Origin of the sequence: Larkinella terrae, from assembly GCF_009668025.1 — a bacterium.
GTDB lineage: Bacteria > Bacteroidota > Bacteroidia > Cytophagales > Spirosomataceae > Larkinella > Larkinella terrae.
Genome location: NZ_WJXZ01000001.1, coordinates 1,002,332 through 1,016,028, shown reverse-complemented (window position 1 = coordinate 1,016,028; position 13,697 = coordinate 1,002,332). Strand labels below are relative to the sequence as shown.

At 54.1% G+C, this 13,697-nt stretch carries 14 protein-coding genes; 12 read left to right on the top strand and 2 right to left on the bottom strand.

Annotation, left to right across the window (positions count from 1 at the left end; genetic code table 11):
- Positions 1 to 12: 12 nt before the first annotated feature.
- A complete protein-coding gene (locus GJJ30_RS04015; RefSeq protein ID WP_154173369.1) occupies positions 13 to 885 on the bottom strand; it encodes an AraC family transcriptional regulator in 873 nt (290 codons plus the stop codon).
- A 200-nt stretch (positions 886 to 1,085) separates the two neighbouring features.
- Here GJJ30_RS04015 and GJJ30_RS04010 point away from each other — a divergent pair, with 200 nt between their 5' ends.
- The 11 genes from GJJ30_RS04010 (at position 1,086) to GJJ30_RS03960 (ending at position 11,768) form a co-directional block, all read left to right on the top strand.
- Positions 1,086 to 1,475, top strand: coding sequence for a RidA family protein (locus GJJ30_RS04010; RefSeq protein WP_154173367.1), 390 nt, complete (start codon positions 1,086 to 1,088; stop codon positions 1,473 to 1,475).
- A 15-nt stretch (positions 1,476 to 1,490) separates the two neighbouring features.
- Positions 1,491 to 2,468, top strand: a complete 978-nt coding sequence (locus GJJ30_RS04005) for a 3-hydroxyacyl-CoA dehydrogenase family protein (protein WP_154173365.1) — start codon at positions 1,491 to 1,493, stop codon at positions 2,466 to 2,468.
- Between the two features lie 8 nt (positions 2,469 to 2,476).
- On the top strand, positions 2,477 to 3,775 hold the full coding sequence (locus tag GJJ30_RS04000; protein ID WP_154173363.1) for an aspartate aminotransferase family protein: 1,299 nt from the start codon (positions 2,477 to 2,479) through the stop codon (positions 3,773 to 3,775).
- A 67-nt stretch (positions 3,776 to 3,842) separates the two neighbouring features.
- Entirely contained in the window at positions 3,843 to 4,799 is a 957-nt protein-coding gene (locus GJJ30_RS03995; RefSeq protein WP_154173361.1) for a 3-hydroxyacyl-CoA dehydrogenase family protein, read from the top strand.
- Positions 4,796 to 5,878, top strand: a complete 1,083-nt coding sequence (locus tag GJJ30_RS03990) for a dipeptidase (RefSeq protein ID WP_154173359.1) — start codon at positions 4,796 to 4,798, stop codon at positions 5,876 to 5,878. Before GJJ30_RS03995 ends, GJJ30_RS03990 begins: the two co-directional genes overlap by 4 nt.
- Positions 5,879 to 6,026: 148 nt before the next feature.
- The gene (locus tag GJJ30_RS03985; protein ID WP_154173357.1) at positions 6,027 to 7,373 is read left to right on the top strand and encodes a hypothetical protein; all 1,347 of its coding nucleotides are present in this window, start codon (positions 6,027 to 6,029) and stop codon (positions 7,371 to 7,373) included.
- Positions 7,374 to 7,486: 113 nt separating this feature from the next.
- Positions 7,487 to 8,233 carry a phytanoyl-CoA dioxygenase family protein gene (locus tag GJJ30_RS03980; RefSeq protein WP_154173355.1) on the top strand — a complete coding sequence of 249 codons (747 nt, stop codon included), beginning with the start codon at positions 7,487 to 7,489 and terminating at the stop codon, positions 8,231 to 8,233.
- Position 8,234: 1 nt separating this feature from the next.
- Positions 8,235 to 9,191 carry an NHL repeat-containing protein gene (locus tag GJJ30_RS03975; protein ID WP_154173353.1) on the top strand — a complete coding sequence of 319 codons (957 nt, stop codon included), beginning with the start codon at positions 8,235 to 8,237 and terminating at the stop codon, positions 9,189 to 9,191.
- 23 nt (positions 9,192 to 9,214) lie between these two features.
- Complete coding sequence (locus tag GJJ30_RS03970; protein WP_154173351.1) at positions 9,215 to 10,021, top strand: HpcH/HpaI aldolase family protein; 807 nt, start codon at positions 9,215 to 9,217, stop codon at positions 10,019 to 10,021.
- Positions 10,021 to 10,977, top strand: coding sequence for an aldo/keto reductase (locus tag GJJ30_RS03965; RefSeq protein ID WP_154173349.1), 957 nt, complete (start codon positions 10,021 to 10,023; stop codon positions 10,975 to 10,977). The genes GJJ30_RS03970 and GJJ30_RS03965 overlap by 1 nt, the downstream gene beginning before the upstream one ends.
- Before the next feature lie 14 nt (positions 10,978 to 10,991).
- Positions 10,992 to 11,768 (top strand): SDR family oxidoreductase, encoded by a 777-nt coding sequence (locus tag GJJ30_RS03960; protein WP_154173347.1) that lies wholly within the window; start codon positions 10,992 to 10,994, stop codon positions 11,766 to 11,768.
- A 15-nt stretch (positions 11,769 to 11,783) separates the two neighbouring features.
- Here GJJ30_RS03960 and GJJ30_RS03955 read toward each other — a convergent pair whose 3' ends face one another.
- A complete protein-coding gene (locus GJJ30_RS03955; RefSeq protein ID WP_154173345.1) occupies positions 11,784 to 12,500 on the bottom strand; it encodes a GDSL-type esterase/lipase family protein in 717 nt (238 codons plus the stop codon).
- A gap of 440 nt (positions 12,501 to 12,940) precedes the next feature.
- On the opposite strand from GJJ30_RS03955, the gene GJJ30_RS03950 reads away from it, so the two are divergent.
- Positions 12,941 to 13,396 (top strand): cold-shock protein, encoded by a 456-nt coding sequence (locus tag GJJ30_RS03950; RefSeq protein WP_154173343.1) that lies wholly within the window; start codon positions 12,941 to 12,943, stop codon positions 13,394 to 13,396.
- Positions 13,397 to 13,697 lie beyond the last annotated feature (301 nt).

Below are 13,697 nucleotides of genomic sequence, written 5' to 3'. Positions count from 1 at the left end.
GAAATAAAACCGTCAAACGGCCGCATTCAGCGTCCGGCGGTATTCGCTGGGCGTCATATTCTTGATCTTTTTGAACTGCCGGTTGAAATTGGCCAGGTTGTTAAAACCGCTCTCGGCGGCCGCTTCCACGATGTTCAATTCCTTTTCCGAGATTAATTTACACGCGTGACCAATCCGGACGGTGTTGAGGTATTCGACAAACGAGACGCGGTAATGCTCCTTGAAAAAACAGCAGAACGTCGTCAGGGCCATGTTGGCCACGCTGGCAATTTCGGGTAGCGAAATCTCCTCCTGAAAATTCTGCATAATATACTGGTTGATTTTCCGGAGGTGATCCGACGATTTGAGGTGTACATTCTGGACATAACCCGGGCTGGCAAGCATCTCATATTCAGTGGTATGGGCGAGAATGTCAAAGATCTCCAGCAGCGCCGACAGCCGTTGCAGACCGCTCATCAGAATCATGCGCTTCATGAGGTTCGTGATCCGGGTCCGGGTGGTGCCGGTCAGTTCCATTCCCCGGCTCGACCGCTTCAGGAAGCTCCGGAAGGCATCCATCTCCGGAATCTCCATGAACGGTTTTCCCAGAAAATTATCGACAAACTGCACCACAATGGCGTTGGCCTGGTAACCGGCTTCGCCCTTGAAAAACTCCGGATCGTTGACCCAGACGTGGGGCAGCGACGGCCCCATGAAGACCAGATCACCGGCGTCGAAATACCCGATGTGATCGCCCACCATCCGGCGACCGGTACTTTTCAACACCAGTACCAATTCGTATTCGGGGTGGTAATGCCACGGGCAGGGAAAAAATTGGCCAATCTCCTGAAAGACAATAAAAGATTTGTCATATTCCTGCGGTAACCGAACTTCGACTGTTTTCATGGCAAAAATGACTTATAGTATTAAAGGGCCCCTTAAGTATACCGAAATTCCTGAATTCACCGGAATGATTTGAAAAATAGTATCAGAAATATGGATAAAAGTAACAGAATTAGCAAACTTCGGCGACTACTTTTGCTGTACGTTCACGGTCCGGTAATTCCCGGTTTCCCGACGACAACCTTTCTACCTGCTTTTCACGCATGAGTAAATCCAAAGTAATCCACCCCGACCGCGATCCGGCCTTTGCCACCGGCGCTTATTCGGACGGGGTCGTTGCCGGCGGCTTTCTGTTTGTCAGTGGCCAGGCCGCCGTCGATTTTAAAACCTCGCAGTTTGTACTCGGTACCATTGAAGACGAAACCCACCGCACCCTGCAGAACATCAAAACCATTATCGAATCGGCGGGCGCCACGATGGAAGACGTCGTCAAATGCACGGTTCACCTGGCCGACATCGCCGAGTTCGACCGGTACAATACCGTTTATGCCCAGTATTTCCCGGGCATCAAACCCGCCCGAACCACCGTGCAATCGGTGCTGGCCGAGGGGCTGAAAGTTGAAATTGATTGCATTGTTAAACTACCGGCCTGAAAACCGGATCGGCGAATGGAGGAGATTATACAAACGAGGGAGATCAGCGTCGGAGTTGTCGGACTGGGGTTGATGGGCAGCAGCATCGTGGCCGCGCTCCTGCTGGCGGGGCATCCGGTGAAAGCCATTGCTCCGCTGCCAACCGAACTGGCCGACGCGCCCGACCGAATTTTAAGCCAGATCAGGCACGCCGACGAAGCGGATTTGTTGGCCCAGGCACCGGATGCGTACATCGCGCAACTGACGGTTTCGGCGGATTATGGCGTTTTGGCCGATTGTCGGCTGGTGCTGGAATGCGTGACCGAAAAAATCGCCATCAAGCAAATCGTCTATCAGAAAATTGCCGCCGTGGTGAGCAGCGAAACGGTGATTGCCAGCAATACATCGGCCATTCCGATCAGCATGCTGCAGCAACTGGTGCCTAATCCGGAGCGGTTTTTGGGCATTCATTGGGCCGAACCGGCGTACATGACCCGGTTTATGGAAATCACCTGCGGCACGCAAACCTCGCTGGAACGCGCCAACTGGGCGTTTGAACTGGCCCATTACTGGCAAAAAGAGCCTACGCTGCTGCGGAAAGATATTCGCGGTTTTGTCACCAACCGGCTGATGTACGCCATTTACCGTGAGGGTTTGCACCTGGTTGAAAAAGGTGACGCAACGCTGGAAGATGTGGACAAAGCCTTCCGGTACGACGCCGGTTCCTGGATCACCATGATGGGAATTTTCAGACGGATGGATTACACCGGTTTGCAGGATTATCCCGAAATTTTCCGGCGCATTTTCCCGCTGCTGTCGAATTCTGACGAGGTTCCCGACCTGATGCAGCAACTGGTCGACCGGCAATTGCGGGGAACGCAGAGCGCCCAGGGCCTGTACGATTACACCGAAGAAGAAGCGAAGGAATGGGACAAGGCCTTTGCGGTTTTTAACAAAGACATTTATCAATTGGCCGCCCGGTATCCGTTCCGGACCGACCAGCGAATTGGGTAACCAACATAATGACAACCTATTCTGAATCGGCCGCCCTGCTCGAACGGGCGAAAAAAGTGCTGGCCGGGGGCGTTTCGTCCGAGTTTCGCAAGTACAATCATCCGCACGCTATCTTCTATACGCACGGCAAAGGCAGCCGGATTTACGACGTCGACGGTAACGAATACCTGGATTTTACGCTGAGTCAGGGGCCGCTGCTGCTGGGCCATTCGCACCCGGAAGTGTTGCAGGCCATCAACGACTATTCCGAGAAAGGTCAGCTATTTGCCGGACAGCACCACAAAGAAATTGAACTCGCCGAGAAACTCGCCGACCTGATTCCCTCTGCCGAACTGATGCGGTTTTGCCTGGACGGTTCCGAAGCCGTGCAAACCGCTTTTCGAATTGCCCGCGCCAAAACCGGCAAACCCAAATTTCTCCGTTTTGAAGGCCATTACCACGGCTGGCTCGATAACGTCGCCTGGGGACTTTCGCAGCCCTCCGCCGACGCCCTGGGCGACCGGGAATCGCCGAATGCGTATCCGTGGAGCGCCGGGCTGGCCGATCACGCCCGCGACGAATTCATTATTCTGCCGTGGAACGATCTGGAGCTGGTCCGCAAAACCGTGGCCGAACACCAGCACGAGCTGGCCGCGATCATTACCGAGCCGATTATGTGCAATAATGGCTGCATTTTACCCAAAGCCGGTTTTTTGCAAGGACTGCGGGCTATCTGCGATGAATATGGCATTGCGCTCATTTTCGACGAAGTGATCACCGGTTTTCGGGTTTCGCTCCGGGGGGCGCAGCATTATTTTGGCATCACGCCCGACCTGTCCATTTTCGCTAAAGCCATCGCCAGCGGTTATCCGATCAGCGCCATTGTCGGCAAACGCGACTGGATGCGCCTGATTGAAGAAGCCAAAGTGATTCACGCGGGCACGATGAACGCCGGGAATCCGACGATTGCGGCCGCGTTGGCCACGATTCAGGTTCTGGAACGGGAGCAACCGCACGAACGGCTGTACCGGTTTGGTCAGAAACTGATGGTGGGTTTGCAGCAGGCGGCCGCCGAAACCGGCCAGAATCTGCGGGTGCAGGGACTGGGGCCCATGTTTCATTCCGGTTTTACGGCACTCGAAACCGTTACCGATTACCGGGACACGCTGTCGTACGACAAGGCGAAACTCGGCAAATTCATTGCGGGCATGCACGACAGGGGCGTTCGGGTCATTGGCCGGGGTTTGTGGTACATCAGTGCGGCCCATACCGAAGCCGACATCGACCACGCCATCGAAACCGCCCGCGAAGTGCTGAAAAATATGTAGTTGGAAAATCGGAAATAATTGCAGAAAGTCGAAGCGAGTGTTCCCTGCGTTTTAACACACCTGAATTATGAATCACACATCACCTGAAAGAGAACCTGTACTCGTCACGGGCTGGAGCAAACTGACGACCGGGATTATCAGCTGCTTACGACAGGCGGGTCATCCGGTCACGGTCTATGCCGGTAACCCGCTTGAAAGCCTCCCGGTTTCAGCGAATCAACTGGAAATCAATCCTTCGGACCGGTTTGTAACGGTGGTCGAGCAACTGGAGGAAGCGGCCGATAGTAGTCTGGTCATTGCCTGTACGGATGAAAATGAGGACCAGAAAAAAGCCCTGATCCGGCAGCTGGAAACGGTTTTTTCGCCGGATGTACTGATCGCCATCAATACCGAAAGCATTCCGCTCAGCGCGCTTCAGGAGGATGCCCGCCATCCGGAGCGCATCATTGGCGCCAACTGGACGATTCCCGCCGATACAACCTATTTCCTGGAAATTATTGCCAACGACAAAACCGATACCCGACAAGTGAATGCCTTTTATTCGACGGCCCGGTTAGTCTGGCAAAAAGATCCGTACCTTATTCACAGCGACAACGGCATTCGCACGCGCCTGTTGTGCGCCATGATTCGGGAAGCGTTCTTTCTGGTGGAAAATGGCTACGTGACCGTCGAGGATGTCGACCGCGCCTGCCGGAACGACCCCGGTTATTACCTGCCATTTGCCGGGAATTTCCGGTACATGGATTTGATGGGGACGTTCATTTACGGCGTGGTGATGCAGGATTTGTTCCCCGAACTGTCGAAAGCCCGGCACGTTCCCCGGTTTTTCAACGAAACCGTGCAGGATGGCGGTTTGGGCATGGTGACCGAAAAAGGATTTTATACCTACAAAAAAGACGAACCCGAGCAATGGGAAGAGTCGTTTCGGGAGTTTAGCCAGCAAATCCGGCACCTGATCAGCAAATATCCCTTCAATTACGCCGAAGTTCCGCAGCGGATTACCAAACAGCCCGTGGTGCAATGACAAAGCGGTTGATTTTCGACGCCCATCTGGACCTGGCGATGAACGCGCTGGAGTGGAACCGGGATCTGTCGCGCCCGCTGGTCGAAATCCGGCAGCGGGAAATGGGAATGAAAGACAAACCCGACCGGGGCCGGGGCACGGTTTGTTTGCCGGAGCTGCGGAAAGGCGGCATTGGGCTGGTGGTGGCCACGCAACTGTCGCGGGTGACCCCGCCGGGGAGTTCGCTGCCCGGCTGGCATTCGCCCCAGCAGGCCTGGGCCATGACGCAGGCGCAACTGGTCTGGTACCGTGAAATGGAAGCCCTCGGCGAAATGGTACAGATCACCAATCTGGCGCAACTGGAAGCCCATCTGGCGCTCTGGGAAAACCAGGAAAAACCGGATGAGGAAAAACCGATCGGATATATTTTAAGTCTCGAAGGGGCCGATTCGTTGGTCGATATTTCGTACCTGTACCGGGCTTACGACTACGGTTTGCGGGCGATGGGGCTATCGCATTTCGGGCCGGGTCGCTACGCGCCGGGCACGAAAATGGAAGGTCCGCTGACTCCGCCGGGGCTGGATTTGCTGAAGGAAATGGGGCAACTGAACCTGATTCTGGACGTGACCCACCTGACCGACGAAGGCTTCGATCAGGCGCTGGAGCTGTATTCGGGACCGGTTTGGGCCAGCCACCACAACGTTCGGGCGATTGTTCCGAACCAGCGCCAACTGACGGACGAACAGATTAAACGACTGATCGAACGCGATGCGGTCATTGGCGGAATGCTCGATTGCTGGGCAATGGACATCCGGTTTATCGATACGGTTTCGGACCCTTGGCAACTGAACATCCGGCTCGAAAATCTCGTCGATCACTGGGATCACATCTGCCAGATTGCCGGGAACAGTCGGCACGTCGCCATCGGCAGTGACCTGGACGGTATTTTCGGCACCGAGCAGTCGCCCTGGGACATGAACTCGATTGCGGATTTGCAGAAATACGAGGCTATTCTGGAAAAAAGAGGCTATAAGGCTGAAGATATTGACAATATTTTTCACGGAAACTGGCTGCGGTTTTTGCGCCGGGCCTGGAGATGAAATTTTCACCGCTGTCAGGGTTTTCAACCGCTGACAGGGTGTGACGGCCCTGTCAGCGGTCGAAGACCCTGACAGCGGCAAGAGTTGGGTGCCAAAGAAGGGCTAGATCTATTTTTAGAAAACCTGAACCTAAAACCGAACGAAACTTATGAATTTTCAAGCCGGAGCGGCTCAGGTGGACATTACGCCCCCGCTGGGAACGTTGATCAACGGCGATTTCATTACGCATTACGCCCGTTCGATCCACGATCCCTTATTCGCCAAAGCGCTGGTTTTGCAGCAGGGCGACACGCTGGTGGCGCTGGTGATTGTCGATATCTGCGCCATGCCGCGGGATTTTCTGGATGCGGTAAAAATCAGCATTCAGGAAGAAACCGGCCTTTTGCCCCAGAATGTGCTGATTGCCAGCACACATACGCACGCGGGCGGTTCCATTGCCAGCCTGTTGCTGGGCGCGGCTGATTTACCGTACCGCCAGAAACTGCCCGGTTTACTCATTGAATCAGTAAAAGCCGCGTTGCAAACGTTGCGTCCGGCTAAAATCGGTTTCGGGGCGGTGGATGTACCGGAACACGTGGTGTGTCGGCGGTTTTTCATGAAAGAAGGTTACGTCGCCCGCAATCCCGTCAGTGGGGGAGTCGATGGCGTGAAAACCAATCCGTTCGGGGATGAACAACAGATCGACCGGCGGGTGGTTCCCGTTGATCCGCAGGTGAGTTTTCTGGCGGTAAAAGGGGCGGATGATCAGTGGATTAGCCTGCTGGCAAATTATTCACTGCACTACGTCGGCGATTGGGAAAACGGCACGATTACCGCCGACTATTTCGGCGTGTTTTCCAACGAAATCGGTCGCTTGCTGCAGGCCGGTCCGGGTTTCGTCGGGATGATGAGCAACGGCACCAGTGGTGAAGCCAACATCTGGGATTTTCTGGACCCGGATCGCTACCCGAAGGCGCATTTTGCCAAAAGCGATTTGATCGGAAAGGCCATTGCCGGTAAGGTCGCGGAAGCGTTGCAAAGTGTTGATTGGCAGAGCGATCCGGCTTTGTCGGCGCAGTATGCTGACGTGGAAGCCGGGGTTCGAAAACCGTCGGCGGAGGAACTGGAAGCGGCTAAAGTGCTGGTGGCCGAAACGTATTACGAGAACATTCAGCACTTGGACATGGACGTGCTGCGCCGGATTTACGCCCGCGAACAGGTGTTGCTCAACGACTATCCGGACACCAATGTGTTTCCGGTGCAGGCCATCCGGATTGGCAATGGCCAGATCGGCGCACTGGGCGGGGAGTTTTTTGCCGAAACCGGCCTGCGGCTCAAGGAAAACCGCTCGCCGTATTTTACGATCACGATGGCGAACGGCTACATCGGCTACATTCCGCCCGCGCACGAAATTGAGCGGGGTGGCTACGAAACCTGGCGTTGCCGGACCAGTTTCCTGGAACTGAGCGCCGAAGAAACCATTCGAACCAAACTGGCTGAATTGCTGGAAAAATAGCCTTTTGCCCCTAATCCCCTGAAGGGGACTAATAGCATCTGGAGGATGCTGCGTCCAAGTCCCCTTCAGGAGATTAGGGGCAGTGAAAATTATACAAAACTGTTCAAAATCAGATGGAAACAATCGACACCCAAGCCCTGAAAGAGTCGTTTCGAACCAATGGCTACGTTTTTCTGCCCGGTTTTTTATCCGCCGAAGAAGTAACAGAACTGAACGAAAAAGTGCAGCATTTTATCGCCAATCAGGTAGGTAAAATGCCCTGGGGGCATATTTTTTACGAGGATAAGAATGATCCGACGACCCTGAAGCAGTTGATCGATATGCAGCGGTACGATCCGTATTTCGACATCATGTTGAACGACAGCAAGTTCAAGCAACTGGCCGAACTGCTGCTCGATGACGCAGTGATTCCGAAAACGCTGGAATATTTCAACAAACCGCCCCGCATCGGCAAACCGACTCCCCCGCACCAGGATAATTACTATTTCATGCTGAAACCGGCCGAAGCCGCCACCATGTGGCTGGCACTGGAAGACGTCGACGCCGAAAACGGCTGCGTTCGGTACGTGACCGGTTCGCACCTCCACGGCGTTCGTCCGCACGGCCGGACGCAGACGCTCGGTTTTTCGCAGGGCATTACGGATTTCTGGACCGACGACGATCAGGCCAAAGCCGTGGCATTTCCGGCCAAACCGGGTGATCTGCTGATTCACCATTCGATGACCATTCACTGGGCGGAAGCCAACCGCAGCGAGCGCACGCGCAAGGCGCTCGGCTGGATTTACTGGGCGGCATCGGCGCAGGAAGATACCGAAGCCAAAGCGGCTTACCAGAAGAAACTCCAGGCTGAAACCGCGTAAAATGATCGATCCGAACACCGTTATTGGTCACAACACCCACCGCTACCGGGTGTTGCAGGACTGGGGAAATCTGAATCCGGCGACGCATCCGGTGAACGACTGCCACGAAATGGGAATCGACGCCCGCGGCCGGATTTTCATGCTGACCAATGAAACCCGTAACAACATCCTGATCTACGACCGCTCGGGGAAACTGCTGGATGCGTGGGGAACGGATTATCCCGGCGGGCACGGAATGACCCTGGCCAACGAAAACGGCGAGGAATTTTTGTTCATCACCGATATTGAACGCCATCAGGTCATTAAAACGACGCTGGAAGGCCGGGAAATAATGACGATCGATTATCCCAAAGAAATTGCTCACTACACCTCGGCGGAACAGTTTATGCCGACCGAAACCGCCATTGGCCCCACCGGCGACATTTACGTCACCGACGGCTACGGCTTGCAGTACGTCATCCAGTATACTCCGCAGGGCGAATACATCCGGCACTGGGGTGGCCGGGGCAGCGAAAACGAGCAGTTTGACTGCGTTCACGGGATTGCGCTCGACACCCGAAAACCGGGTGAGCCGACCTTGCTGATTACTTCCCGGAACGATAACGTCCTGAAGCGCTTTACGTTGGACGGCAACTACCTGGCTACTATTTCGCTGCCCGGTTCCTTTGTCTGCCGACCGGTTTTGCACGATCGATTCGTTTTTGCTGCGGTTTTCCGGTCGACGACCAACCGGAATTTCGGTTCGGGCTACCTCACTATTCTGGACGAAAACGACCGCGTGATCTCGACACCCGGCGGAACGGAACCGGTTTATGTCGACGGAAAATTACAGACCCAACTCCAGCAACAACCGGTTTTTGTTCATCCGCACGACGTTTGCATCGACGCGGACGAGAATGTGTATGTTTGTCAGTGGAATGCCAATAAAGTCTATCCCATGCAGTTGAAGCGGGTATAACGAAACGGAAAACAGATTTTACCATGAACATGCGCGAAAGCCGGGTTTTGAAGAAGTTACGAGCTGGCGAAGTCGTCAGTTGTTTTAAAGTAAATATTGGTGATGCACAGGTGTCGGAGCTGGTGGCAATGACCGGTTTTGACTGCATCTGGATCGATCAGGAACACCAGGGACAGGACTGGTCGGTGGTGAGCTCCCACATCTGGGCCACCAAATCGCAGCAGGCCGACATCATGGTGCGGGTGCCGCGCGGCAGTTACAGCGATTACGTCAGGCCGCTTGAGCTGGACGCCAGCGGTATTCTGGTGCCGCACTGCATGGGCGTGGAAGACGCGAAGAACGTGGTGAAAATGACCCGGTTTCATCCGCAGGGCCTGCGGGCGATCGACGGCGGAAATGCCGATGGCGCGTATACCAACATGGCGTTCAGTGACTACCTCGAGCAAGCCAACCGGCAGCGGTTTGTGGGACTCCAGATCGAAGACCCCGAACCGCTCGACGAACTGGACGAAATTGCGGCCCTCGACGGCGTGGACATGCTGTTTTTCGGCCCCGGCGATTTCAGCCAGGCCATCGGTGCGCCCGGCGAGTGGAATCACCCCCGGCTGGTGGATGCCCGGAAACGCGTCGCGGAAGCATGCATCCGACACGGTAAGTTTGCCGCTACCACCGGACCCATCGACCGGCTGGAAGAATTTATTTCGCTGGGTTACAAATTCATCAATGTCGGGGCCGATGTCGTGGGCGTCAGCAACTACTGTCATAGTCTGGTCAGCAAATTCAACAACGACGTCACGGCCGCTCAACCGGCGCAGGGCGGTTATAAGTGATGAGAAAAAAACCACTGGGAAAAACCGGGATTGAGGTTTCGGAATTAGCCTTCGGAGGAGTCGAAATTGGCATGCCGTACGGCATTGGCGTCAAGAGCCAGGCCGATATGATCACGGAGTCGGAAGCCGTTCAGTTGTTGCACACCGCCATCGAGTCCGGCGTTAATTTTTTCGACACGGCCCGGCTTTATGGCGACAGCGAAACCATCATGGGCAAGGCATTTCACGACCGGCGCGGGCAGGTGATTCTGGAAACCAAATGCCGCCAGATTCGGGACACGAACGGCGATTTGCCGGACGGTGCCACGCTGAAAAAGATCATCAAAACGTCGTTGCTGGAAAGTCTGACGGCTTTGCAAACCGATTACATCGATGTTTACATGCTCCACCAGGCTGATCTGGGCATTCTGGCGAATGACGAAATCCCGGAAGTATTTGCCACTCTAAAAGCGCAGGGCGCAATTCGGAGTACCGGGGTTTCCACTTATTCCGTCGAAGAAACCCGGAAAGCCATCGAATCCGGCGTCTGGGACGTGGTTCAATTGCCGTTCAACCTGATGGATCAGCGGCAGGCGGCTTTGTTTGATCTGGCGGCCGAAAAAGGCGTCGGCATCGTGGTGCGGTCGGTGTTGCTCAAAGGCTTGCTGACGAGCAAAGGCCAGCAACTGCATCCGGCTCTGGCCGAGGTTGAAAACCACATTCGCCGGTTTGATGAACTGGTGCAGACCGGTTTTCCGAATTTATCGACGCTCGCCATCCGGTTTGTGGCGTCCTTTCCCGCCGTTTCAGCGCTTCTGGTCGGAATTGATAACCTGAATTACCTCAACCAATCCCTGGCGTCGATCAACGGACCGCTTCTCGACGCCGACACGATGGCGCGGGCGAAAGCCCTGGCGTATCCCAACCCGAAATTTCTGGATCTACCACATTGGGACCGGATGGGCTGGCTCAACTAAACGCAAACAACTTCATGCATATCAACGAGTTATTTAGCTTAAAAGGCAAAGTCAGTCTGGTGACGGGTGGTGCCGGGAAATACGGAAAATGCATTGCGGAAGGGCTGGCCGAAGCCGGGTCTACGGTGATTATTGCCTCCCGGAATTTAGAAGCCAGTGAAGAGGTTGCGGCTCAGTTTCGGGCCAGCGGACTGGATGTCCACGCCTTACAAGTCGACCAGGGCGATCCGGTTTCTGTCCAAAATCTGAAAGCGCAGATTCTTTCGCAGTTTGGCAAGTTGGATGTGTTCGTCAACAATGCGGTTTCGCGGCCAATGAAAGGCTACGACGGCTCGATGGCCGATTTTGCGGAATCGATGCGGGTCAACGCAACCGGTTCAATGGATATTCTGCGCGAAATGGCCGATCTGATTGTGCAGGCCGGTGGCGGCAGCATCATCAACATTGGCTCGATGATGGGCATGTACGGCCCGGATTTGTCCAATTATGAAGGCACGACGATGGGCACTCCGCCCCCCGATTATTTCTTCCACAACGCGGGTTTGCTCAACCTGACGAAGTACATGGCGCAGGTGCTGGCGGGCAAAAACGTGCGGGTCAACTGCATCAGTCCCGGCGGTTTGTTCAACCACCAGCCGGAGCGGTTTCTGGAGAATTATACCAAAAAAGTACCGCTGCGTCGCATGGCCAACCGGGACGACATCAAAGGGCCCATCGTGTTGCTGGCGTCGCAGGCCGGGGCCTACATCAATGGCGAGAACCTGCTGATGGATGGCGGTTTGAATGCCTGAGGCCGAAACCGGACGTCAACGCCGGACTTTCACGTACCCACCGTTGCTTAAAACTTCCACCCACTTCTGGTTGCCGGCCAGCGTCAGGTGAACGCCGTCCCAGGTGTATTCTTTTTTGAGCTTGCCGGTTTCGTCCACGAAATGCGGGTGGAGGTCGATCACCTCAAACTGCCCGGCTGCGGCCATCTCTTTCAGGGCCGAATTGAGCGTCTGAATGTGTTGCTCCTTGTTGTAATGGCTCTTTAGCTTCTGAAACGAATCGTTGGTCGGCAGCAGCGTCTGGAAATAAATGCGGGTTGCGGGCGACCCGGTTTTGATCCGCCGGACCATTCGGCGGTAATTCCGCACAATAAGGCTGTCGGGGACGTTGCGGGCCAGATCATTAATCCCGATCAGGATGAACACTTTGGCCGGTTTTCCCTGAATAACTTCGTCCAGTCGTTCGAGCACGCCAAACGTCATGTCGCCCGGAATGCCCCGGTTTTTGTAGCGCGTATCGCCCAGCATGTCGCTCCAGTCGGCCCAGAATGTGAGGCTGTTACCCAGAAAAACCACGTCTTTCCGCGAATGCGGCAGCGAGCGAAACAGATCAACCCGGGCCTTGTAAATGTCCGGCCGGATGGTGCTGTCCCACTTTGCTTCCTGCGCAAGGGTAGTAAAGCTTCTGATTAACAGGAGGATAAGAAAGGTTAAGTTCCTTCTTTGTTGTCTTCGATGGTTTGGGTCAGCCATTGGAAAGGATGCGCCTGCGGTTTTTGGGCGGTTTTAATTTAAATGGAGTTTCATTCCTTCGTGCGATCGGTAAATTATTTCCGTACCTTGCGGGAATAGAATTTGATGGGTTTCTCCAGCAGCAAGTTAGCGGTCTTCGGGCGGATTTCAGTGAAATAATTTTTACCGTTTCAGGTTCAGGCAAACTCCTCCGACGCCCAATAAATTGCCTGAAATTCCGGATTAGGCAGGGTTGCGGCCCGAATCGCCCACGAATTCGTTTGTCGGTCAATCCAACCGGAAATGAACTAATTTTCGGAGAACCGGCTTAAAAAAGAAGACCCCTTCTCGTCACGACTCCGCTTCCTTGTCAGATCTTCATCAAATCTAAAAGCCTCCGGATTCAGGGGCTGTGCGTAACGGCGTATAAAGACAATTTATCATTAAACACAAACGATAGTATGGGCAGAACGCAGGAAACCTTTAATAAGAAAGAAAAAGAAAAAAACCGGCAAAGAAAGAACAAAGAAAAAGCGGAAAAAAAAGAAGAGCGGAAAGCCAATTCGGATAGAGGAAAAGGGCTGGACGAAATGATGGCGTACGTCGATGAAAATGGCAACATTTCGTCAACGCCCCCGGACCTGCGAAAAAAGAAAACGATCAATACGGAAGATATCCAGATTGGTGTTTCCAGACAGGAAGTCGGCGTACCGGCAGATGTAATCAGAAAAGGTACGGTGACGTTCTTCAATGAGTCGAAAGGCTACGGCTTTATCAGGGATCAGGAAACGCAGGATAGTATTTTTGTTCATATCAGCGGCCTGGTGGATGCCGTAAAAGATGGCGACAAAGTCGCTTTTGAAGTGGAAACGACGCCGAAAGGACTCAACGCGCATAACGTGAAAAAAGCCGAATAGACCGGTTTAAATACCAATACCTGAGCAGAAACCCGGCTCGTTTATCGCAGGCAGCGGACTGCTTCCGGCAAGTCGTAAGTGAATCTACTTATGGCCTCCCATGCCGTCGTATAAAAAGGAGCGCCTGCAATATCTTTTGGCAATTAATTGAGCACCACATCCCGTAGATTTATCGCCGTTTCCCGAAGATTAGCAGCGGACGGGCGGAAGATCTACGGTTTGTTCGCTGCGCGCCATAATCCAGCCGAAATTAGTTTTGTGAATCTGTCAAATAGCTGATCATAAATTAGTTAATGGCATT

Coding starts and splice junctions, on each gene's coding strand:
- GJJ30_RS03970 (WP_154173351.1), top strand. CDS start 9,215: ATGAACATGCGCGAAAGCCGGGTTTTGAAGAAGTTACGAGCTGGCGAA.
- GJJ30_RS03950 (WP_154173343.1), top strand. CDS start 12,941: ATGGGCAGAACGCAGGAAACCTTTAATAAGAAAGAAAAAGAAAAAAAC.
- GJJ30_RS03990 (WP_154173359.1), top strand. CDS start 4,796: ATGACAAAGCGGTTGATTTTCGACGCCCATCTGGACCTGGCGATGAAC.
- GJJ30_RS03985 (WP_154173357.1), top strand. CDS start 6,027: ATGAATTTTCAAGCCGGAGCGGCTCAGGTGGACATTACGCCCCCGCTG.
- GJJ30_RS04000 (WP_154173363.1), top strand. CDS start 2,477: ATGACAACCTATTCTGAATCGGCCGCCCTGCTCGAACGGGCGAAAAAA.
- GJJ30_RS04015 (WP_154173369.1), bottom strand. CDS start 885: ATGAAAACAGTCGAAGTTCGGTTACCGCAGGAATATGACAAATCTTTT.
- GJJ30_RS03980 (WP_154173355.1), top strand. CDS start 7,487: ATGGAAACAATCGACACCCAAGCCCTGAAAGAGTCGTTTCGAACCAAT.
- GJJ30_RS03955 (WP_154173345.1), bottom strand. CDS start 12,500: ATGGCTGACCCAAACCATCGAAGACAACAAAGAAGGAACTTAACCTTT.
- GJJ30_RS04010 (WP_154173367.1), top strand. CDS start 1,086: ATGAGTAAATCCAAAGTAATCCACCCCGACCGCGATCCGGCCTTTGCC.
- GJJ30_RS04005 (WP_154173365.1), top strand. CDS start 1,491: ATGGAGGAGATTATACAAACGAGGGAGATCAGCGTCGGAGTTGTCGGA.
- GJJ30_RS03965 (WP_154173349.1), top strand. CDS start 10,021: ATGAGAAAAAAACCACTGGGAAAAACCGGGATTGAGGTTTCGGAATTA.
- GJJ30_RS03995 (WP_154173361.1), top strand. CDS start 3,843: ATGAATCACACATCACCTGAAAGAGAACCTGTACTCGTCACGGGCTGG.
- GJJ30_RS03960 (WP_154173347.1), top strand. CDS start 10,992: ATGCATATCAACGAGTTATTTAGCTTAAAAGGCAAAGTCAGTCTGGTG.
- GJJ30_RS03975 (WP_154173353.1), top strand. CDS start 8,235: ATGATCGATCCGAACACCGTTATTGGTCACAACACCCACCGCTACCGG.